Raw genomic sequence first — 22835 nt, 5'->3', positions numbered from 1 at the left:
TTGATCGTGAAACAAGAAATCGGTATTGGTGCCAAGTTCAATTATTCAAGATTTTTTTATGAAAATCTTCTGAGAGATATTCTAGGGTCAGACGTTACCATTCGTTCGTATAATCTATCTGATCCACAACCTGACCCTATCTGTCCAGATATTTTTCTTATTTCCACCCCTTTTATTGCCAATGAAATGAAATCTTTCATTCATCCTACAACTAAAATTATTCCGATCACTCGAACTTTCTCCCGTGAAAATTACCGAATTTTAAAGAGTATCCCTTCGGATCAAGACATCCTTGTGGTTAACAATGGAATTGATGTTACCTTCGAAACGATTGCTTTAATTTATGCCTTAGGATTCAATTTCAAACTCTACCCTCATTATCCTGATTCCTCAACCTCACTAAAAATCAATACAGCTATCACCACCAATGAGGTTAATTTGGTGCCAGATTTTGTTGCTCACACCTACAATATTGGACATATGGTCTATTCTCTAGGAACCATCAATGAAATATTAGAAAATCTCAGCATCGATCAATCTGTTAAAAATAGAATTCTTTACCACTATGAGAAACAAGTGGTAACTAACGAAACTGGCATTCATTCCCTCTTAGGTGAAAACGTTGCTAACCAATATGAAATGCAAGCTGTTTTAGATTTAATTGATGAAGGGGTCCTTCGAACCAACAATAACAATCACATTACGATGGTGAATGATAAAGCCGCAGAAATCCTTGATCAACAAAAAGAGGCCTTGTATCAACAGCCCCTCAACAATGTACTTCAATTGCCTTTTGAAACATCAGAAAATCCTGTTGACAACTACCTTATTCATGTTGGAAATGAACAATTAATCCTTTCCTCCCGACCTACTCATATTTTTGATGAAAAAATCGGTAGTATTGTCACCTTAAAGAAAGTCACTGAACTACGTAAGCTAGAGGAGCAAGTGAGACAGAACACTCTAAAAAAAGGACATACTGCCAAGTATACTTTCGATAGCATTTTGGGTTCTAGTTTGCCCATAGAAAAGGCTAAAAATGCATCAAAAAAAATGGCCGCTATTGACTCGACCATTGTTATTACTGGAGAAAGTGGAACAGGTAAAGAACTCTTCGCCCAAGCCATTCATAACGAAAGTAAGAGGCAAAAATTTCCCTTCATCGCTATTAACTGTGCTGCTTTACCAGAAAGTTTAATCGAGAGCGAATTGTTCGGCTATGAAAGTGGAGCCTTTACAGGTGCCTCTAAATCAGGTAGATCTGGGTTGTTTGAAGATGCCCATTTAGGCACTTTATTCCTTGATGAAATTGGTGATCTGAGCCTTCCACTACAAGCAAAATTGCTGCGAGTGCTAGAATCCCAAGAAGTGATACGCTTAGGAAGTAACAGGGTTCGAAGTGTGGATGTCCGAATCATCGCTGCTACCAATAAAAATTTGCTCCAGTTGGCTCAAAATAATGAGGTCCGATGGGACTTTTATTATCGTTTAAATGTTTTCCCACTCCACTTACCCACTTTAAGGGAGCGTAAAGAAGATATCCCTGTGCTGTTTCAGCATCTATTAGAAGGATTGCATTGTCATAAAAAAGCTTCGACTTCCTTGATGGACCTTTTAATTACTTATGATTGGCCAGGAAATATTAGAGAACTTCGAAATGTTGCAGAGTATTTGTCTCAAATGAGCGGTGCCTGCATTCAACCTTCTGATTTACCACCTAGTTTTCTAGATAATTCCCCTATCCATCCAGTTTCAGTGCCCTCTTCCGACATAGATACTGTTGTTCTTCTGCTTTTTTTAAATCGCCAACAACTCCATCTTAAAACTGGCCGAAAAACACTGTTGCAACTCTTGAAGCATCATGGCTTCTCCATCACCGAAAGATTTGTTCGCAACCAATTAACTCGACTTGAATCAGAAGGACTCATTATAATCGGTAAAGGAAGACAAGGCTCCTCTTTAACACAAACAGGATTTGAATTAGCGCGTCAGCTATCAGCCAATTCTACCACTAAGTTTTCTTGCTCTATCTAGCATAAGACTTATTTGTTAGAGCCTTTCCCCTTAAGCCGTTTTATGGTTCGAGCCATCAAAGGACTGTTCTTGCGATACTTATAATTTCCCCATCGATACACGATCCCAGCGCCTATTAAAAAGGCTCCTGCCGCTGAGGCTGAAGGGGTCTCTGGAAAGAGCATCGTAGCTGATCCTAGAATCAAACCAGAGAAAAAGAATAATATTTCTGATTGATGGGTAGCAAAAATAGTTTTCAATAGCTTCGCCAATAGGAAAGCTCCCAAAAACGCTCCAAGAATAAAGACGCTTAAATAAGGCACCATCAATTCATTGATCACCTTCAGCATGGCTTCATACATTCCTAAAACGATCAACACCGAACTGCCAGAAATTCCAGGAATCATCATGGTGCCACTGGCAAGTATTCCTCCCAAGAAAACGTCCTTAAAGGATAAGTTGCCACCATCCATTAGGGTAGGCATCCTTGTCAAGGCATATGCCAACAAAGCGCCCAGTAGAAGTAAACTCAGGTTTTTTTTTGAATAGCCACTACTTCTTTTTAGTATAAAAGGAATGGACATTAATAGACATCCCAAAATAAAGGCTTTCGTTGGGTTTCCATAGAACTGGAATAGGAAGGAAAATAAAAAACTCCCTATAAAGACACCTAACACTGCCCCAGATACCAACATTAGATACGGCTTGATATTTAATTTCCATATATCTTCTAAGATTTTTTCATACATCCCGAAGGCAATTAAAATTGTTCCACCACTAATACCAGGAATGATAATACCCATGCCTAGAACCATTCCTTTTATCAATAACAAAACTTGATTCCTGCCAATCTCCATTCCTTTTTTCATTTCATTTTTCATTTTAACGGTCCCCTAAACATATTTTCAGCCTGGCTCTATCCCTGTATAAAAAATGATTCTCCTCACACAAAAACCCGAAAGAGCCATTTGTCTCCTTCAGGTTTTTTGTTCTTTATATAAAGCACATCCTTCTCTATCCTTATATCTGATAGCGTTCCAGTTCTTTTTTAAGAAAAAGCACTACTTTTTCTAGATCATCAATATTATTGGTCAACTTTCTGATTTCCCCAGAGAAACTAGTAACATTGGCGCTCATTTCTTCCGAAGTAGCCGAATTTTCTTCTGCAATGGCCGCCAAGGTGTTCATATTATCAAAAACTTGGTTAATTCGATTTGTTTCTGAAGAAAGTCGTTTAGAAATATCCACAATCGTATCGGATACTTCTTCGATTCGAGTAGAGGCTTTTCGACTCTCCTCTGTTACATGATTCATGGTTTTAGTTCCTTCGTCTAAGCGGATAAATTGTTGATTTACCTGCCCCACCATCTGATTAACCTCTTCAATAAATTGATTTAAACTGACATTAATGGTGTTAACGGCTTCCTTTGAATCTTCTGCCAGTTTTCGTATTTCTTCTGCTACTACACTAAATCCTCTACCCATTTCGCCAGCTCGTGCTGCTTCAATAGAAGCATTTAATGCCAATAAATTGGTTTGCTCTGCAATACTCTCCACGGTGCTTACAATAGTAATAATATCTTTTACTTTATGGCCCAAATCGGTTCCTTGTTTATTCACATGAGCAAACTGCTCTTTGACTTGATTCATGTTTTCTGAAACAGCTTCTAAATCTGTAAAGGATACTTCTATCTGATTCACTGCTGCTTCTAGGCTATCTTTTCCTTCTAGCTCCTGCTGACTGATTTCGTTAAGGGTTTCGATGTTTTCTGACAACAATGCCACAGAACTTTCTGTTTCTGTAGCTTGATGTACGGCTCCTTCTGCTACTTCCTGAACTGCATCGGCAATGGTATTGGCCATATCGCTCATATTGTTTGCCACACCACTGAACTTATCAATAAAGGAATACAGATCATCCATTCCACCTTTATAATACGTAAATTCTTCGCGTAGTGCTTCTTTAACTGCTGTAGTCTGCTGATATAGGGTTTCGATTTCATCACCGGTTTGAACCCTCAGGCTATTGGAAAAATCCATGGTTTTCATAGATTCTAACTCTTCCTGCATGGCCATCATAGGCTTTGTTACAATGGTACCTGTCCATAAACCTGATAGAAGTAGGAGGGTCGGCACCCCAATCAACAATGGAATACTCTGCATCCCATTTAGTAAAAACACCAATAAAAGAGCTACTAAGCTTGGAATCAAGACAATCTTAAAGGAAAGATTTTTAAAGACACCAAAAGAAAGCAACTGTGAAAATGGATAGCGTTTCCGATGAAGAGAGGTTTTTTCAAAAACAATATGTAATTCTACTTCATAGGTGCCATCTTCTTTTTTGTTTTCCTTCACTACCTCCGTCTTCAGCTTTTCACCAAAATGCTCTGCTACTCCTTCTAACAACCCTAATAGGTAATGATGCAATCCTCTTTTGGACTTATAGGTCATCCCCATGGTATAGTCATCGATCATTTCTGGAATAAGCCGTGGTGGATGAGCTCCAGGAATCATTTTGGTTAACTGAAGATGAACTTTATCCATCAATAGAAGAAAATTCATGGCACTGCTGGTGCTAAAATATGATGGAAACCAATCATAAAAAGCAGGAATATTGTTTTGGCCTAATTTTTTCCACTGCTCTTCTGGAGTAATCCCTGCATTCTTGGCAAAAGCAGCTATTAAGCGAAAAATTTGTTTGTCTTCAATTTCTTCTAGTGGTGTAATGACTTTTTGAGGATTCCATCCTTCTTCCAATAGTATCTTATTTTTCGTCTCTTCTCCGTATAGCTTGCTCATGGTATTGATCCAAACGTTCACAACAGTACCTTTCAATGTCTCCACCCTTTCACCTTTCTCATTAGCCTAAACATGCCTCTGGCTTGATATTCTATTGATATCCTCGGATTCGTAAGTCTTCAATAATTTTTGCCTATAATTTCATTATACTTCATTAAGCTCAGGTTCTCAATCTTAAGTATTGCATTCTCTTGAAAAGCACTGTATTCATTAGCCTTCCAAAGGGTCCAACTGTATTTTCTGCTGCTCCAGGGATGCTACTTTTATGAGGGCATGAACCTCCACTCCTTTTTTAAGCAGCATTTCCTTTCCTGGCTGAAAACTTTTTTCTATGACCACACCGGTCCCCATCAGCTCAGCTTGTGCTCCATCAATAATCTGTTTCATTCCTTGAATAGCTTGTCCATTGGCTAAAAAATCATCCAATATGAGTACTTTGTCTTTTTTTCCCAGATAGCGTCTGGCTACTCGAATCTGGTATTCTTGTTGCTTTGTATAAGAATAGACGCTTCCTTCCCAGGTTTCTGGGTCTAAATTCTTAGATAAGGTTTTTTTAGCAAAAACAACTGGAACCTTGAAATACTGGGCTGCAATGGCAGCAATCGCAATTCCAGAAACTTCTGCAGTCAGTATTTTATCAATGCTTAAATGTCCGAACTTATGATAGAACAGCCTCCCGATGGCATTCAAAACATCCACATCTAATTGATGGTTTAAAAAGCTATCGACTTTTAATATGTCTTTTCCCAGCACTCTTCCTTGGGACAGTAGGGTATCTCGAAGCACTTCATAATCGGATTCTGTTTGTTTCATTGTAAGCCTTCCTTTCTTTTTTCCTTATCCACGAAGGTGTTTGAATTAAAAAATCTATTACTTCATCATATCAGTTCATTGATCACTTTCAAATCTTTTATTTTATTTTTCTTCTTTTTTCCTTAAAAACAAGAAAAAACCGCCCTCATTTTGAAGGCGGTGATATTGATACCACTCTTTTTTTAGGCTTTTATATGTTTTTCGATCGTTCTGCACAGGCAGCCATGGCTTCGATAATTCCACTTCGAAATCCTTTTGCTTCAAGGGTTCTTACGGCCTCTATGGTAGTCCCACCAGGAGAGCAAACCATGTCTTTTAAAGCCGCAGGATGAAGATTTGTCTCCAATACCATCTTAGCACTCCCCAAGACTGTCTGGGCGGCAAAACCTTGAGCTTGAGCTCTACTCATACCTTGGAGCACAGCTCCATCTGCCAAGGCTTCAATAAGCATAAACACATAGGCTGGCGAACTACCACTAACGGCTACAACCCCATCCATCATCTCTTCTGATACTATTTCTACACGGCCGAAGCCCTCTAAAATTCGTTTCACTTCATTTATTTCTTCTTGATCTACATGGGCATTGGCACACATAGCAGTCATGCCTTCTCCAACCATGGCTGGAGTGTTTGGCATTGTCCTAATAATTTTCACAGGTTTCCCAAACTGTTTTTCCAAGGCATCCAGTTCCTTTCCTGGGGCAATGGTTACAATTAGGCTATCTTCTGCCATAACCGGTGAGATTTCTTTTATCACAGTATCATAAAGCGGTGGTTTAACGGATAGTACAATGATGTTACTCTGAGCTGCCACTTCTTTGTTATCCATAGTGGTCTTGATCCCAAAGACTTTTTCGACTTTTTCCAAACTTGGTTTGTACCCGTCTGAAGCCATGATTTCATTGGAATCAATCAGGTTTCCTTCAACGATTCCTGCCATCATGGCTTGTCCCATATTGCCACAACCAATAAATCCCAGTTTCATTCGTATCCTTTCCTTTCCTTGAGTTTTATGAGTGAAAGGGTTTCTTTATTCTTTATACTTGGTCAAAAGACTGCTCTGTTCTACCAATAATTTCGTCTTGAAGGACTTTGCTTAGGTTTCTGAAATGATCACTGTACCCTGCCACTCGCACAATTAAATCTTGATAGTCTTCTGGATTTTTCTGAGCCTTAATTAAGGTCTCTCGATCTGTGATATTAAACTGAATGTGGTGTCCATCCATATTAAAGTAAGCTCGCACCAAGCTTGCCATATTCTCTAATCCTTCTTGACCCTGAACAACCGAAGGCGTAAACTTCTGATTTAACAAGGTGCCCCCTGTGTTTAAATGATCCATTTTTGCTGCTGAGCGAATAACCGCAGACGGGCCTAATGTATCGGCTCCTTTTTCTGGCGAAATCCCTTCGGAAAGCGGTTTATGAGCCAAGCGTCCATTAGGACTTGCCAACATCACCTCTCCAAAGTATACATGACAAGTGGTTGGAAGCATATTGATCCGATATTCGCCACCTTTCATATTGGGTCTTCCATTAACGGCTTCTTTATACCCATGAAATACTTGCTTCATAACTTCATCTGCATAGTCGTCATCGTTGCCATACTTAGGAGTTTTATTCTTCACAAGATGGGACACAAGGTCGTGGCCTTGAAAGTTGTCTTTGATGGCTGCTACCAAGTCTTTCATTGTGAATTTTTGGTGATCGTATACATTGTATTTAATAGCTGTCAAGGAATCTGTGATGGTTCCAATACCAACTCCTTGAATGTAGTTGGTATTATAACGGGCACCACCTGCATTATAGTCTTTTCCTTTTTCAATGCAATCATTGGTAATGACAGACAAAAACGGTGCCGGCATATAATGGGCATAGATACTTTCGATGACATTAGATCCTTTAATCTTTATGTCCACAAAGTGTTTGATTTGCTTTTTATAGGCTTCCAGCAACTCTTCATAACTTTTAAAATCCTCTGCATTCCCTAATTTTAACCCTAATTGTTTTTTCCCTACTGGATCATAGCCATTATGGAGCGTAATTTCCAATATTTTGGGCAAATTAAAATACCCAGTCAATATATACGCTTCATTGCCAAAAGCTCCGGTTTCTACGCATCCACTGGTTCCTCCCAGGCGGGCATCCTCTATGGCTTTCCCTGCATTTAACAGCTCTTGCATAATGGCTTCCGTATTATAGAAGGCTGGTTGGCCCCATCCTCTTCTCGATACTTCGCAGGCTCTTTTCAAGAAATGCTGGGGCGTTTTACGGCTTATCTGCACATTTGAGCTGGGCTGTAAAAGTTTCATTTCATCCATACAATCTAATATTAAATAACTGACTTCATTTACTCCATCTTGCCCATCGGCTGTAATGCCACCAGTATTAATGTTCGCGAAATCTGTATAGGTACCGCTTTCCTTTAAGGTAATGCCTACCTTAGGCGGTGCTGGCTGATTATTAAACTTAACCCATAAACATTGCAATAATTCTAAGGCTTTTTCTTCATCCAGGGTTCCTTTTTCTACTTCTTTTTGATAAAAAGGATTTAAATGTTGATCTAATCTTCCAGGACTAAAGGCATCCCATGGATTTAACTCTGTACATACGCCTAAATGGACGAACCAGTACATTTGAATGGCTTGCCAGTAGGTTTCTGGTTTATGAGCAGGAACGACTTCGCAATTTTCTGCTATCTGCAGCAGTTCTTTTTTTCTTATGGGATCCAACTCTTTTGCTGCCATGTCTCTGGCAAAAGCAGCATATCTTTCGCCTAGGATAATAATGGCATCACAGGAAATATCCATGGCTCTTAGTTGTTCTGCCTTCTTATAGGCTTCTGGATCCTTCATATAATCTAGAGATTCAATCTGCTTTTTAATTTTTTCTTTATAGTCTTTGAAACCATTTTCATAAATGGCAACAGATCCTACTGTATGCCCTGGACCTCTTTGCTCCATAAACTCCGTAAAAATTCCTAGTTCATAACAATCTTTCCATTCATCTTTCATGGATGTTAGGATCCGATGACGAATAGATCTTTTTTCCCAATAGGGGATAATTTTTTCTTCTTGTCTCTTAAGGTCTTCTTCGGTTACCTTAAAACCTATCAATTCTCTTTCGTTCATAATCTTCATGTCTTCTATGGTATGACAGCATAATTCAGGGAAAGTTGGTGTTTTTTGTGGCCCATCGCCTTTTTCGCCAACAATTAGTTCTCCCTCATTAATGCATAACTTTTTGTTTTCCATATAATACTTAAATGCTAAGGCTCTCATTTCTGGAATAGAAACCGTTCCATCGTATTGCTTATAGGCATCTGTCATTAAATCAGCTCGTTCCATATAAATCCTTGGTTCTGTGGTAACACTTTGCTCCCTTAGCCTCTTTACCCTTTCATTCATTCCTCTTCTTTCCATCTTTTTATCCCCCTATCTGTGTATTTTGAAATCCTTTGTTCATAAAAATACTCTTTATTGCTTGCATTTCACTCTCTGTGGGAGTGCCTATGCCATCTTCGTTATATACTCGTCCTAATCGATGATATTTGACGGATCCCGCCGGATGATAAGGAAGCAGGTGAATACCTTGCACCTTTATGTTGTGATCTACCAACCACTGAGCTATTTTTAACATTTCATGGTTTTTTTCGTTAAATCCATGAATAACGGCAATTCTAATAAAGAGATGAGCCTCTGTTTTGTTCACTTCTTTTAAATTTTCTAGTATTTTTTCTAGTCCTTTTCCAACAAATTCTTGATGTTTCTTATTGTCTAAGGTTTTGATATCGTATAAAAAAGCATCTACATAGGGAGCTACTTTCACAAAAGACTCCTTGGGCCCCAAGCCACAAGTATCTACAGCCACAGAAATTCCAATCTTCTTTAGCTTCTTGCATAACTCCAGTAGAAAATCTATGGATTGAGACATGACTTCTCCACCAGAAAGCGTCACGCCTCCGCCGGATTCTTCGTATAGTATTCTATCTCTTTTGACAATCTCCACCAATTGATGGACCGTATAGGCTTTTCCTGCCATTTCCAATGCATTATGCAGACAATAATCCAGACATTTGCCACAGGATGTGCACCGATCACGATCCAGCACCAACTTATCTCCCACTAGGCTGATGGCCTGATTTGTACATGCTGACATACAAAGACTGCAGGTTGTACACCTTTCTGCATAACGCATAACTTGTTTTTCATAGCTTTGGCTTTCTGGATTATGGCACCACCTGCAGCGAAGCCCACATCCTTTGAAAAAAATGGTGCTTCTTATTCCGTCACCATCATGTATGGAAAAACGTTGTATATTGAAAACGAATGCTTTTTCCATATGAAATCACACCCTTTCTCGGATCTCCCAGCGCACTTGGTGATTCGCAAACCTTATTTTGTTAATTATTTGTCATTTTAAGCCACAACACGCCTATTTGCTACTTAATTATCATTATATCCACCTGTTATGAAATAGTCAAGCGTATATGTCTATAACGTGAAAATTATTCCTTGTTTTTAATTAATTAGTGAAATTTAACTTTGTTTTATCGTTCATTGATGAAAATCCTCTTTGCAGCTTTAGGGTTTTTATAGTCCTTTCTGGAGTTTCATAGCCATGGTATAGTATAATCATGATGGAATAGATTCATAGCACCTATTCCCCACGACAATACTGGCAAGGAGAGATTCGATGCTAAAAATCGAAACGCAAATAGGAGCAAAAGCAAAACACCTTCGACAAGAAAATAAAATCACCCTTAAAGAGTTAAGCGAGAAAACCAATTTATCTGTAGGGTACCTATCACAATTCGAACGAGGAATTAACACCATTGCCGTCGATACCTTAGGGAAAATTGCAGAAGTTTACAATGTGAGCTTAAGCTATTTCTTTCCAGGTAACGCTAAAGAAAATGCCATCGTCTTAAAAAGTTATGAGCAGGAAGTTTTAGACGTTATTGGAGAACATTACATTGTCACCTCTCTCTGTACCAACAATACAGGCCACTCCCTATATCCTAGGCTGATCGAAATCTTACCTAGCTTTGAAAAGAATGAAGCCCTGCAAACATACCCTCATCAAGGAGAAGAGTTTATCTATGTCTTAGAGGGCATCCTCACGCTTCTTTATCGGGATGAGAAGCATCATTTATATCCTGGTGATTCGGCTCAGTATTTTTCTGACGTTCCTCATAATTGGGCCAATGATACGAATAAAAATGTGAAACTCCTATGCATCTCTATTCCGAATCCATTTAATAAAAGCAACCTTAAAAGAGCAACTGAATCAGACCACCTCCATCCACCTCAAGAAGCCCAAGGAGAAAAAGGAGAATAAGCAATCATTTAAAACTTTCTCTAAAAAATCATAGACATTGAAACTTTATTCCTTTCTTAGGCGTTATATCTATGTCTAAGTTTATTGGTGCGCACCAATTATTTTGAAAGGAGCAACAAATGAGCAAAACCAACCCCACGCTTGAAAAAAAAATAGAGTCTTACTTGATAGACAACCAAAAGATGCACTATCGCCTGGCCTACAGTTATGTGCGAAATAAAGAGGATGCTTTGGATATTATCCAAGAAGCTTCCTGTAAAGCCATTCTGCACATACACTCCCTCCATAATATTCAGCAAATCAAACCTTGGTTTTGCCGAATTTTAGTCAATACGGCGCTGGATTTTTTACGAAAACGGAAACGACTGCTTATTATGGATGAAGAAACCTTGGATATTTTTGATCAAGGAACTGAGGATCGCTATGAAAACATTGATCTTCAGCGAGCTTTACAAGACATGCCAGATCACTATCGCAGCATTCTTATCCTACGATTTTTCGAAGACTTAAAAATCGAAGAAATTGCTGATGTATTAAACGAAAATATTAACACCATCAAAAGTCGTCTTTATCGATCCCTAAAAATGCTTCGACTGGAAATCCAACAAGATCAGGAGGTTTTATAATGAACAAAGAATCCTTAGAATCCATCAAAAAAGAATATATGAATCCACCCATTCCACCGGAGCTGGAAAGCAGAATCCAAAAGGGACTGCAGCAAGGCAGAAAGCAACAACAGCGAAACCGCTTTAAAAAAATGATTAAAAGAACTGGAACCCTCGCTGCAGCTGCCACAGTTCTCTTTACTGTGGCCCTCAACAGCAGCCCAGCTTTTGCTGCTTCTTTTACAGAGGTACCTCTTATAAATCGGGTGGTGCAAGTCCTTACTATTAAAGATTATCAATTTGATGAAAACCGCTATATGGCAGACATCTCAACCCCTGCCATCCAAGGCCTAGAAAACAAATCCCTCGAAGCGACCCTAAACAAAAAGTATCTTGAGGATAACCAGGAACGCTATCAGCAGTTTATGAAGGATATGGAAGAAATGGAAGAAGCTGGTGGAGGCCACCTCAGTGTATATAGTGATTACGAAATCGTTACGGATAATGAACAGATTCTATCTATTCGCCGTACAGTCGTTAACACTATTGGCTCTTCTTCTACTACCCATCAATACGACACCATTGATACCAACAAAGAAGTATTGATCACCCTTCCCAGCTTATTTAAAGATGAACAATATATCCAAGTCATTAGCCAATTTGTCAAAGAAGAAATGATAACAAAACATAGTCAAGACCCTAATAATATTTACTGGATTGAGGAAATCATGGAAGAACCAGATCTAGTTGATGTATTCCAAGAAATTGATCCTCACCAAAATTTCTATATCAACGAAGACCATACACTTGTTATCTCTTTTGATAAATATGAGGTAGCTCCTGGCTACATGGGGGTTGTGGAATTCGAAATTCCTACTAGCCTACTCCAAGCTCTTTTAGTCAGCGATGCATACCTTAAATAAAATCCACCGCTTTCGGAAAACCCACTAATTTAGGTGGGTTTTCTTCTCTTTTCTACTTTAATCTAACGTCTCTAGACAAAGACGAAAGAATGTCAATATTGAGAAAAATTGACAAATATGAATTTGATCTATATAATAATTTTCGGTTGAATGTTAACCAACAAGAAAAGAGGAGGAATTACACAATGAAGAATCACAAAAAATGGTTGGCCCTTTTACTAACTCTTTTGCTTACCTTAAGCATCTTCACAGGATGCGGAAGCACAGCAGATGATGCTGAAGATGTAGCAGAAGACGTAACAGAGGAAGCCGCTGTAGAGGAAGCAGTAGATCTCAACACAGAAGTACTGGTTATCGGTGCAGGAGGCGCAGGTTTAGCTGCTGCCATCGAAGCCAGCGACGCAGGAAAAGACGTAATTGTTATTGAAAAAATGCCTTTAGCTGGCGGAAACACCCTCCGTGCTACTGGTGGATTAAACGCTGCTGGTACTTCTTCACAAGAAGCATTAGACATTGAGGATGACGCTTCTACTCACTACGAAGACACTATGACTGGTGGTTATGAGTTAAATGATCCTGAACTGGTTGAAATTCTTACCAGCCAAGCAGCACCAGCAGTAGAATGGCTTATCGAACTTGGCGCTGACTTATCAGACGTAGGACGATTAGGCGGTTCTTCCAATAATCGTACCCATCGACCAACTGGTGGTGCCCCTGTAGGTGGCCATTTAGTTCAAGTATTGCAGGAAGCATGTGCAGAGAGAGAAATCGACATTCTCCTTAACACTGCTGCTGTTGAACTTTTAAAAGACGATGAAGCCGTTACTGGTGTCCTCGTTGAAAACGAAGAAGGTGAAACTTACTCCATCTTTGCAGACGCTGTAATTTTAGCAACTGGTGGATTTGGTGCCAACACAACTATGATCGCTGATTTAGATGAAGGATTAGAAGGATTTGGAACTACGAATCATCCTGGAGCTACAGGAGAAGGCATCGCTATGGCTCAAGCAGCTGGAGCTAATTTAGTAGACATGATTGAAATTCAAACTCATCCTACAGTGGTTCCAGAAATTGGTTACATGATTACTGAAGCCGTACGAGGAAATGGAGCTATCCTTATTAACCGTGCTGGTGAACGTTTTACGGATGAAATGGGTACCCGTGATGTCGTATCAGAAGCTACTTTAGCTCAAGAAGGTCAGACTGGATTTCTTTTCTTTGGTGAAGAAGTGCGAGAAAGCTTAAGCGCTATCGAAGGTTACATCGAAAGAGAACTTGTTACAGAAGCGGAAGACCTAGAAGAAATGGCAGATTTAATGGAAATGGATCTAGAAGTATTGCAAGCAACTGTAGACAGTTATAACGAAGCGGTGGCATCTGGAACTGATGAGGCTTTTGGTAGAAGTGATATGCCTGTTAGTCTTGAAGGTCCTTCTTTCTACCTAATCGAAGTAGGTCCTGCTGTACACCATACAATGGGAGGCGTTCATGTTTCTCCTAATGCAGAAGTATTAGATGAAAACGGAGAAGCGATTCCTGGATTATTTGCAGCTGGCGAAGTAACTGGTGGAATCCACGGTGGAAATCGACTAGGCGGAAATGCATTAACAGATCTTATTGTATTCGGACGTATTGCAGGTCAATCTGCAGCCCAATAAGAATAGTCTTTGTTTCTTAGTGGCCCGCCTTCGGAACTCTTAAAGGCGGGTCGCCTTTATAAAAATTAGGTATCTTATGAAAACAATTGAGGAGGAATGGATTAAAATGTTATCCTTTATTCAAAAACCAAAGGTTAAAACTGGCATCGCTGTGGCTTTTGTCTTGCTTTTAGCCATCACTTTCACAGGCTGTGGCGATACTGCCACGGAAGAAGAAACCCCAGCTTCTGAACCTTATACGCTGACAGGTTCGGGCGAAGGCTATGCTGGCACCATTACTGTAGAAGTTGAAATGCTAGAAGATGCTATCCAAAGCATCGAAGTAACGGAGTCCTCCGATACCCCAGGCCTTGCCGATGGTGCTTTTGATGCGGTTATCGAAAAAATTATTGAAAACCAAAGCATCGAAGGAATTGATGTTGTTTCAGGTGCGACTGGATCAAGTCAAGGACTTCTAGACGCTGTAGAAGATGCACTGTCTCAATCATAAATGCTGCTATGACATAAAAAAAGACCTGTCTACGAATATTCATAGACAGGTCTTTTTTATTCCGTTATATTATTTTACTCGCTTTCCATTCTTATACACAGCCTCCATCCCATAAAAAACATCTATGTTTTCAAGGGGACTTTCGGGTAGCACTAGAAAATCCGCTGCTTTTCCTTCTTCTAATGTCCCATGTGTTCTCTCTATGCCCAGAAGTTCTGCCGATACTTTTGTTGAAGCCACAATTACTTCCATAGCTGTCATTCCAGCATCCATCATTAGCTTCAACTCTAATGCGCTCTTATCATGAAGATTAAAAGGCGTTCCTGCATCTGTACCCATAGCAATTTTAACACCAGCTTTTCTTGCTTTTTGGAAACTTTCAACATGGGTTGGCATAATGCGTTTGGATTTTTCAATTGCTTGTAATGAAATTCCATTTTCTTCACCAGCTTCAATAATGCAATAGGGAGCCGCAAGGGTTGGCACCAGATAAACATCTTTTTCAACCATCAGTTCAATAATATCATCCTCTAAAAATATTCCATGTTCAATAGAGTCTATTCCAGCTAGAATTGCATTTTTGATCCCCGTAGCTCCTTGAGCATGGGCAGCCGTCTTTCTGCCAGCTTTTTTTGCTTCTTCTACGGCAACTTTCATTTCTTCAAGGGTTAGTTGGGGAGAACCTGGTTCTACGCCATCGGTCATTACTCCGCCTGTAGCCATAATTTTAATTAAATCTGCACCAGCTTTAAGCTGTTCTCTTGTTCCTTTTCTCACTTCATCAATCCCATCGCATTCACGCCCCATTGGCCATCCGTGGCCGCCGGTCATAGCAATGACTTTTCCAGAAGCTAAAAAGTCTGGCCCTTGTATAAGGCCTTCTGTCACAGCCTTTCGAAGCTCTAAGTCAATATAATTCACTGCACCTAAATCTCTAAAGTAGGTTACTCCTGATTGTAGCTGTTTTTGTAAATTTCGTATTCCTCTGATCGCCGTTTTAGTTTGGGATTCTTTTAGCATTAAGGAAAAAGGATCTCCTACGGGTTCCATGGCAATATGCACATGTGCATTGATTAGGCCAGGCATCATGACTTTCCCGCCTAAGTCTACCACATGAGTAGACGGATCCCCTAGCACTTCTTCTCTACTGCCAATTTTTTTAATCTTATTCTCTTCCACCAGCATAGCTCCATTTTCCATGGGCCTTCTTCCAGTTCCGTCTATTATGGTAACTCCCGTAAACAATGTGGTCTTCATGCTTTTCTCTCCTTCTTTCTTTGTCATTATAATATCTGTCTTTATAGCATACCTGCCATAAACCCTGCTAGCACCACAGATGCAATGGTTACCGTCACAAAACCTGCTACCAACATTTTAGGCAGTATTTCATCCAAGATCGCCTTCTTTTCTTCTTCGGTTTCGCCTATAGCATTGGCAACTTCATTCGAAATAATAAAAGTTCCCGGAAAACCAAATAAAGCAGATACGCCTATAGATATAGCCATTTCTTTGTTATAGCCCACCAACTTCCCAAAAATAGTTGCTGCTATAGCAATACCAATAACCCCTAAGGTTAAGCTTACTGCCATCGGAACCAACAAAGACAAAACCATTTCAGGCGTAGCCTTCACTAAATTTGCAAAAATAACCGCCATTAACGCTACCATAGCCAACCCAAAAGCATTGGCTTTCACCATAATATTTTCTTCTAAAAACCCTATTTCTCTTCCTAATATCCCCATCACTAGACATATAACCAACCTATGTACCACGTCATTGGTAAAATCTGCGATCACGTAACTTAACCACGCCACACTTCCTAGCTTTGCAAGATAGATAAAAGGGGTTTGAAATTTCTCAGGCATTGGTGGAAATAGTTTGTATTTGGACGCTGGCTTTTCATGGATAACATCTTCCATTTCTATCTTTTCATCCACCTGAAAGGGTAGCTTGTTTTCTTTAAATAGCGCTGCAATTCTTTTAGCTTCCTTGCTTAACATAACAGATGCTACTGGATACCCAAAAAAACCTTGTACCACCACTAGCAAAGCCGTAAACACAACTAAGGTTTCTAATCCTTTTGCCTCTGCCACTTCGCCCATAATAATGGCGGCTACAACTCCACCTGATATAGGCGGTGCTGCTGCTATTGCATATTCTCGTCCTAATAAAGGAGTTCCCAAGAAAACCACAAAACATCCAATTCCTATGACCGCACCTGCGGCTATTACCACAGTTTTCCATTGTTTTTTCAACTGCTCTAAATTCATTAAAGTTCCCATATGCGTTATCAAAAATCCAACTAAAATCCCTCCAATTCCTAGTAAGGCAGCATCATTAAAAATGCTGGTTGGTAGTCCAACCCAAAAACCTATTAACAGGATTAACGAGGATACAAACATCATGGAACAAATAGCTTTTGTCTTAATCGATACATAATCTCCTATCGCAAAAATAATACAAACCACCACTAATGCCAACAAGCCTCCCACAGATGACTCACTCCTTTTTTTCCTTTTTATAATTAGTCTTCCCTCTGTGCATCTACTTCAAAATCAATTTTTCTAAAAGATACTAATTTGAGTATTATAACACCCTTCTCAGTTCCTTCGCAACATCTTCTTTAGTTTCTTTTCTTGAGTCTATGTTCCTAATCTTGCTTCTCCGTTCTTCTCTATCCCCTTCAAAAGGATGGCTCTCCTTTTTTTCTTCCTTATATTAAAGAACAACCTCTGGCTAATGCAGAGGTTGTTCTTTTTGATCTTTATGCCTTAAACTTATATATTTCTTCCTGCAATTCCTGGGCAATGGTTGCTAGTTCGCTACTGGAGTTCGCAATTTCATCCATAGAAGCGGTTTGTTCTTCTACGGAAGCCGAGGCTTCTTCTGTGCTTGCGGCGTTTTCTTCCGCTATAGCCGATAGGTTTTCTATCACTGATATAATAGCATCCTTTTGGCCCTCGATAGACTTCGTTGATTCATTCAATTCTTCAATAGAACCTAAGGTTACGCTTATGGCTCCTTCTATCTCATCAAAGCTATGACTCGTGTTTTTAATGGCGGAATCTTGTCTATTTGCCGCCTCCTCTACTTCTTCCATGGAACTAACGGCTTCTTTTGTATTGACAGTTAACTCGTTTACTACGGTTCCTATGTCTTGAGAAAACTGGCTAGATTGCTCTGCCAACTTTCGTATTTCTTCTGCTACGACTGCAAATCCACGCCCTGCTTCTCCAGCTCGTGCAGACTCTATTGCTGCATTCAAGGCTAGTAAATTTGTCTGTTCCGCAATGCTGCTAATCATTTTGCTTGCTTCTGTGATTTTTTGGCTACTATCATCGGTTTCCCGAATCATGGTTTCAATCTCTTTAATGGCTGTTTTCATGGATTCTGTTTGCTCTAATACGTCCTTTAATGTCTCTATTCCTCGATCTTTTGAGCTGATTACTTTAGAGGCGGATTCGTTGAGGCCTTCCATTTTTGAAACATTCAACTCAATATAGCGACCTAGCTCCTCCACATGACCAGCGCCGGTTTCCGTATCTTTGGCTTGATCTGTAGCTCCCTTTGCAATTTCTTCAATGGTTTTAGCTACTTCATTTGCTGCCATGGAAGATTGTTGACTGGTGGCTGTTAGTTCTTGAGAGGCAGCCGCTACTTGTTCCACAGAATTCGCTGTTTTTACTATGAACTCACTGATGCTTATGCGCATTCGAACCAATGCGTTTAGCATCACACCTACTTCGTCTTTTCTACCTAAATATCGATAGCCTGCTTGATTCTCATCCTTAGCAAAATCTAACCTTGCAAATTTTTCAATGGCTGCTGTGGTGGCTAGAATAGGCTTGGCAATAGAGGCACTCACAACATAAGTGATCACTATGCCGATGACAACCGATAGCAAAACTGCTGCCATTAAAGCCTTTCGCAAGCTTCCCATCCCTTCTAATATTTCTTCTGTATGAATTCCAACTGCAATAATCCAAGGGGTTCCTTCAATAGGAGCAAACCCTAAAATTTGATCTACTCCTTGATAAGGGTATGCCCCCGAACCCGCTTCCCCTTGTAGCATCTCTCTTAAAACCGCTGCTCGTTGGCTTTGATTTTCATCTTTTTCTGCTTCTTCTAAGAGGTTTACCTGCTGCAGCACCATATCAGTATTTCGATCTGCAACGATTCTTCCTTCTTTGTTTACGATATAAGAAAAACCGGTATCGTTATACTCAAAATCTCTTACAACATCTGACATCGCCTGGGCAGAACGCCTGCCATATAATACCCCGGCTTGGCGACCATTCTGTTGAATCGGCACTGCATAGTTAAAAATAATATCGCCACTTTCGATGCTTACCAATACGTCGGATACCGTAGATCTGCCTGCTAAGGCTTGCTGAAAGTAGTCTCTTTGTCCAACATTTCCTTGCTGATCCACATGATCCATGGAACGCGCACTTCCATCTGGTTCCACATAAACAAAAGCATCGTATCCTGCTCGCTGTGCTTCTTTCATCATATACTCACTGCGTTCTTCCCAAGACAAGGTTTCATCTAAAACCATTGGGTTTTCCGCCAAACCTTCCATATAAGCTAACTGCCCATCAATTAATGCCTGTGCGTATTTCGCCTCTGATGTCGCAACGGTTTCTACTTCTTCAAAAGCATTATCCATCAAAGCATTTTCCGCCATTCTCAAAGCAAAAAATCCAGTTGTTGCAATCAGTACCACAATCAATGACGTAAAAACCGTTAACAATCTCACCTTAATCGACTTCATAACCATCCTCCAGTTCCCATTCTTTTTCTTGTTTGCTCATTATACCCCTTTGTGCTTCAACGGATTTACTCCCTTTGGCATGGAAATCCATGTCTACTTTTTAATTCCAACATTTTACATGCGAATTATATTATACACCATAGCTTCCTAAAATATTCATTCCAAACATGCACTTTCATAAAATAAGCTAAAAGACCTATTTATTCAGATGATTCTTTGTAAAGGTCCTAAAAAAACCTCCGACCATTTCTTTAGCCAACATCCCAGTATTTAACAAACATTTTTTCTATTTCCTCTGCTGGCATCGGATGATAGAGATAGTGACCTTGAGCTTCATCACAGATTTTATCTGCTAAAAATGCAAGTTGTTCTTCAATTTCCACTCCTTCTGCAATCACCCTGAGGCCTATGCTTTTAGCTAAATTAATAACGCCACCTGCAATCGCTTCATCTTTGGGTCCTTTCGTGATGGCATGAACAAACTGCATGGCCATTTTAATTCGATCAATAGGCAATTCTCTCAACCGGCTCAAGGAAGAATATTCCGTTCCGAAATCATCTATCGAAATGGTAATCCCTAGTTTTTTGAGATCATGCAGGGTTTTTATAATATAGTCTGGTTCTTTTATGGCAATGCTTTCAGTTATTTCTAGCTCCAGCAAAGAAGGATCCAGTCCTGTCTCTTCCAAAGATTGTGTTACTACCTCTACCAAGTTATCTTTTCGAAGTTGTTCCACGGATAAATTCACACTCATAAACATATTTCCGAATCCCATTTCTTGCCAGGCTTTTCCTTGACGACAAGCGGTTTCCAAGACCCATCTCCCTATTGGCTTGATCAAACCAGTTTGTTCCGCCAAAGAAATAAACTCTCCTGGGAGTATTAGGCCTTTTTCTGGATGATTCCATCTGATCAAGGCCTCTAATCCCACTATTTTTTGCGTAGCAACATTTACTTGAGGCTGATAATGCAAGATAAATTCCTTTCTTTCTAATGCATAGTGCAAATGTCGCATTAGGGATGCCCTTTCCTTTATCTGTTCTTTCATAGCCGCTGTACAAAAGCTAATTTGATTTTTCCCTTGGTCTTTTGATGCATACATAGATAGGTCTGCATTTTTTATAAGTGTATCTGCCTCTAAACCGTCTGTTGGATAAACAGCAACACCACCACTGGCAGTGACAAAAAACTTCCTTTCTTCTATGAATACTGGATTCTGAAACGCATCAATTATTTTTTCTGCTGCTTTCATTATTTGAGTTGTGTTTTCAATTTGAGAAAACATGATCACAAACTCGTCGCCACCAAAACGACATACAATATCATGTTCCCTAACTTTTGCAGAGATTCTTTTGGCTACATTTCGCAACAATAAATCGCCTTTCTCGTGGCCCATGGTATCATTGATCGTCTTAAAGCCATCTAAATCCAAAAACAACACACCAATCATTTTACCACTGCGTTCCGCCATGGAAACAGCTTCTGTTAAACGCTGTTTAAACATTCTTCTATTACCGAGTCCCGTAAGGCTATCGTAATAAGCCATTTGGCTAATTTCATTGACTGCATTTACTTTTATCAACGCATCCGATAAGAGGTTCGCCAGAATTTGCAAGGCTTCCCGATGCCCGGCTTGCCATTGTTTTTTCATTTTTACAGAATCAAAACCAAGAAAGCCTTTGATTTTCCCCTGACTGCTGACAGGGAGCGACAATAAAGATTGAATATTTTGTATGGCTAGGATTTCTTTTTCTGCCTGTGCTTCCAATGGCATTCTTTGTATGTCTGGTATGTAAACAGAGTGATTGATTTCAAGCTGGTGCATCCACCAAGGAAATGCGGATGCAGGAAACGTACCCACCTTATCCATCCCTGACTCTATGCCTTCTCCACACCATTCGTGGGTATAGGTTACCATGCTTCCAGCTTCAGAAAAGGTAAAAAGATAACATCGATCCACTTCAAAAAATGTACCGCATTTTTCTAACAAGGCATCAATCTGCTGATCCAATGTTTCTGGGCTAACGCTAATAAAATCCAAAGATAATTCGGCTATCATTCGTTGAAGCCTTGTTTTATCTTCATTTTCTTGCAATCGTTTAAGGTAAATACGGTTCACATAGAAAGCCACGAAAGCACCTAATAAATAAATGCTCAGCCTTGAAATATGATCACTTGAATTGACAAGCACCATATGAGACGGCACCTTATACCAACCATACAGCTGGCTAACAATGGCTGATCCCGTCACCATCACCAGCATGTTTTTTCTATTGAAAACAGCTGATATCATCATGAAAATAAGCGGTGCTGGCCATATGATATTACTAGATGAAGAATGGAGGTAGTTCAGCATCGTAAGAGGAATGGAGATCGTCACCAGAGTCATCATGACCACCTCTTTTAATTGATTGGACCAAGATAAGTGGGGAAGGATCATGATGAAGGTTCCGAATAAAAACAGAGCTAAACTAAATAAATTTGCTGTTAAAAAAGAGGTTTCTCCAGAAAGATGGTTCCCATAATTCAAAACACTGCCTAGGACAAAGGCAATTCCTAATATTCCATAAAACTGCACTCGTCTTTGTTCACTAAGTATTTCCCCTTCTGCAGCTGCATTGGGTTTTGGCATCGTATTCATAAGTCCATGCTTTTTCACCGCATAAAAGAAAGCAACTGTTGTCATAAAGGCAAACATAGAACCCATTTGTGGAATTTCAAAAGAATAGTATCGATTCAACAAAATATCTGTCACAGTCCCCAATAGTAAGGCAAGCCCATAAAATACGCTAATTAAGAAAGCTGTCTTCCTTGCATTCGAATGTCTTTTTATCTTCTCCCATGTCCAAAGACTCCAAAGGCCTACTAAGGAAAAAGATAGGTAATAGGCATGAAAAAAAAGATCTGCCAGACTTGTCTCTGCCAGATTAGCCCAACCAATGGGCGTAGGAACCAGCTGGTAGTGTTGGCTTACCAATGGTGTAACTGCCCCAAATAGTCCAACTGTAACCACAGCAGGCAGATACAACATCCATTTTATCCATTTTTTATTTAATAGTTCTCTCCGTTCAGTCAACACCAAAAAAAAGTGTAATAATACACTGTGTACAGCCCCCCAGCCCAAGCTACCCAAGCGAAACCAAAAAATGGCCCTATGAACATTAGGCGATGTATGGGCAAAGGCAAAGGAAAAGGACCAAATGGCAAGTAAGCAGGACACCACAAGAAACAAGCGATTCAGTAATCCCTTGGGATTCAGCGTCAGCGTATAGACTCCAAAAATAATATAAAACGTAGCTGTCAAAAGTAATCCTGTTGAGAACAGGCTAGCCATGGTAAAGGTCTCCCTTCATACTACGTTCACCTTGTATCCTGATGCTTACGTTTTCTGATTTCAATGAATCCTTTATTTACAGACCAAT

General features: G+C 39.8%; 16 protein-coding genes. 6 read left to right on the top strand and 10 right to left on the bottom strand.

Features of this window, described 5'->3' with window-relative positions; all coding sequences use genetic code 11:
- The first annotated feature begins 6 nt into the window (after positions 1–6).
- A complete protein-coding gene (locus tag ACZ47N_RS09220; protein WP_464886261.1) occupies positions 7–2034 on the top strand; it encodes a sigma-54 interaction domain-containing protein in 2028 nt (675 codons plus the stop codon).
- Between the two features lie 8 nt (positions 2035–2042).
- Here the strand turns inward: ACZ47N_RS09220 and ACZ47N_RS09215 are convergent, their stop codons facing one another.
- The 6 genes from ACZ47N_RS09215 to ACZ47N_RS09190 all read right to left on the bottom strand — a co-directional run bounded on the left by ACZ47N_RS09215 (position 2043) and on the right by ACZ47N_RS09190 (position 9963).
- Positions 2043–2894, bottom strand: coding sequence for an undecaprenyl phosphate translocase family protein (locus ACZ47N_RS09215; RefSeq protein WP_464886260.1), 852 nt, complete (start codon positions 2892–2894; stop codon positions 2043–2045).
- Positions 2895–3033: 139 nt separating this feature from the next.
- Positions 3034–4848 carry a heme NO-binding domain-containing protein gene (locus tag ACZ47N_RS09210; RefSeq protein WP_464886259.1) on the bottom strand — a complete coding sequence of 605 codons (1815 nt, stop codon included), beginning with the start codon at positions 4846–4848 and terminating at the stop codon, positions 3034–3036.
- A gap of 174 nt (positions 4849–5022) precedes the next feature.
- The gene (locus ACZ47N_RS09205; RefSeq protein ID WP_464886258.1) at positions 5023–5625 is read right to left on the bottom strand and encodes a xanthine phosphoribosyltransferase; all 603 of its coding nucleotides are present in this window, start codon (positions 5623–5625) and stop codon (positions 5023–5025) included.
- Positions 5626–5815: 190 nt separating this feature from the next.
- Positions 5816–6610 (bottom strand): pyrroline-5-carboxylate reductase, encoded by a 795-nt coding sequence (gene proC / locus ACZ47N_RS09200; RefSeq protein ID WP_464886257.1) that lies wholly within the window; start codon positions 6608–6610, stop codon positions 5816–5818.
- Between the two features lie 52 nt (positions 6611–6662).
- Positions 6663–9044, bottom strand: coding sequence for a trans-4-hydroxy-L-proline dehydratase (hypD, locus tag ACZ47N_RS09195; RefSeq protein ID WP_464886256.1), 2382 nt, complete (start codon positions 9042–9044; stop codon positions 6663–6665).
- Positions 9045–9048: 4 nt separating this feature from the next.
- Entirely contained in the window at positions 9049–9963 is a 915-nt protein-coding gene (locus tag ACZ47N_RS09190) for a glycyl-radical enzyme activating protein (protein WP_464886255.1), read from the bottom strand.
- A 354-nt stretch (positions 9964–10317) separates the two neighbouring features.
- Between ACZ47N_RS09190 and ACZ47N_RS09185 the strand changes: the two genes are divergently transcribed.
- The 5 genes from ACZ47N_RS09185 to ACZ47N_RS09165 all read left to right on the top strand — a co-directional run bounded on the left by ACZ47N_RS09185 (position 10318) and on the right by ACZ47N_RS09165 (position 14638).
- The gene (locus ACZ47N_RS09185; protein WP_464886254.1) at positions 10318–10962 is read left to right on the top strand and encodes a helix-turn-helix domain-containing protein; all 645 of its coding nucleotides are present in this window, start codon (positions 10318–10320) and stop codon (positions 10960–10962) included.
- 119 nt (positions 10963–11081) lie between these two features.
- Positions 11082–11588, top strand: a complete 507-nt coding sequence (locus tag ACZ47N_RS09180) for a sigma-70 family RNA polymerase sigma factor (protein WP_464886253.1) — start codon at positions 11082–11084, stop codon at positions 11586–11588.
- Entirely contained in the window at positions 11588–12490 is a 903-nt protein-coding gene (gene rsiV / locus ACZ47N_RS09175) for an anti-sigma-V factor RsiV (protein WP_464886252.1), read from the top strand. The genes ACZ47N_RS09180 and rsiV overlap by 1 nt, the downstream gene beginning before the upstream one ends.
- Positions 12491–12675: 185 nt before the next feature.
- Entirely contained in the window at positions 12676–14148 is a 1473-nt protein-coding gene (locus ACZ47N_RS09170) for a flavocytochrome c (RefSeq protein ID WP_464886251.1), read from the top strand.
- A gap of 106 nt (positions 14149–14254) precedes the next feature.
- Positions 14255–14638, top strand: coding sequence for an FMN-binding protein (locus ACZ47N_RS09165; protein WP_464886250.1), 384 nt, complete (start codon positions 14255–14257; stop codon positions 14636–14638).
- Positions 14639–14707: 69 nt separating this feature from the next.
- On the opposite strand, the gene ACZ47N_RS09160 is transcribed toward ACZ47N_RS09165, so the two are convergent.
- The 4 genes from ACZ47N_RS09160 to ACZ47N_RS09145 all read right to left on the bottom strand — a co-directional run bounded on the left by ACZ47N_RS09160 (position 14708) and on the right by ACZ47N_RS09145 (position 22747).
- A complete protein-coding gene (locus ACZ47N_RS09160) occupies positions 14708–15895 on the bottom strand; it encodes a metal-dependent hydrolase family protein (RefSeq protein WP_464886249.1) in 1188 nt (395 codons plus the stop codon).
- 41 nt (positions 15896–15936) lie between these two features.
- Positions 15937–17130 (bottom strand): hypothetical protein, encoded by a 1194-nt coding sequence (locus ACZ47N_RS09155; protein WP_464886248.1) that lies wholly within the window; start codon positions 17128–17130, stop codon positions 15937–15939.
- A 272-nt stretch (positions 17131–17402) separates the two neighbouring features.
- A complete protein-coding gene (locus ACZ47N_RS09150; protein ID WP_464886247.1) occupies positions 17403–19412 on the bottom strand; it encodes a methyl-accepting chemotaxis protein in 2010 nt (669 codons plus the stop codon).
- A gap of 251 nt (positions 19413–19663) precedes the next feature.
- Positions 19664–22747, bottom strand: a complete 3084-nt coding sequence (locus ACZ47N_RS09145) for an EAL domain-containing protein (RefSeq protein ID WP_464886246.1) — start codon at positions 22745–22747, stop codon at positions 19664–19666.
- Positions 22748–22835: the final 88 nt, after the last annotated feature.

The sequence above is a fragment of the Tindallia texcoconensis genome (assembly GCF_055383815.1).
This window is presented reverse-complemented; position numbering and strand designations above follow the sequence as displayed.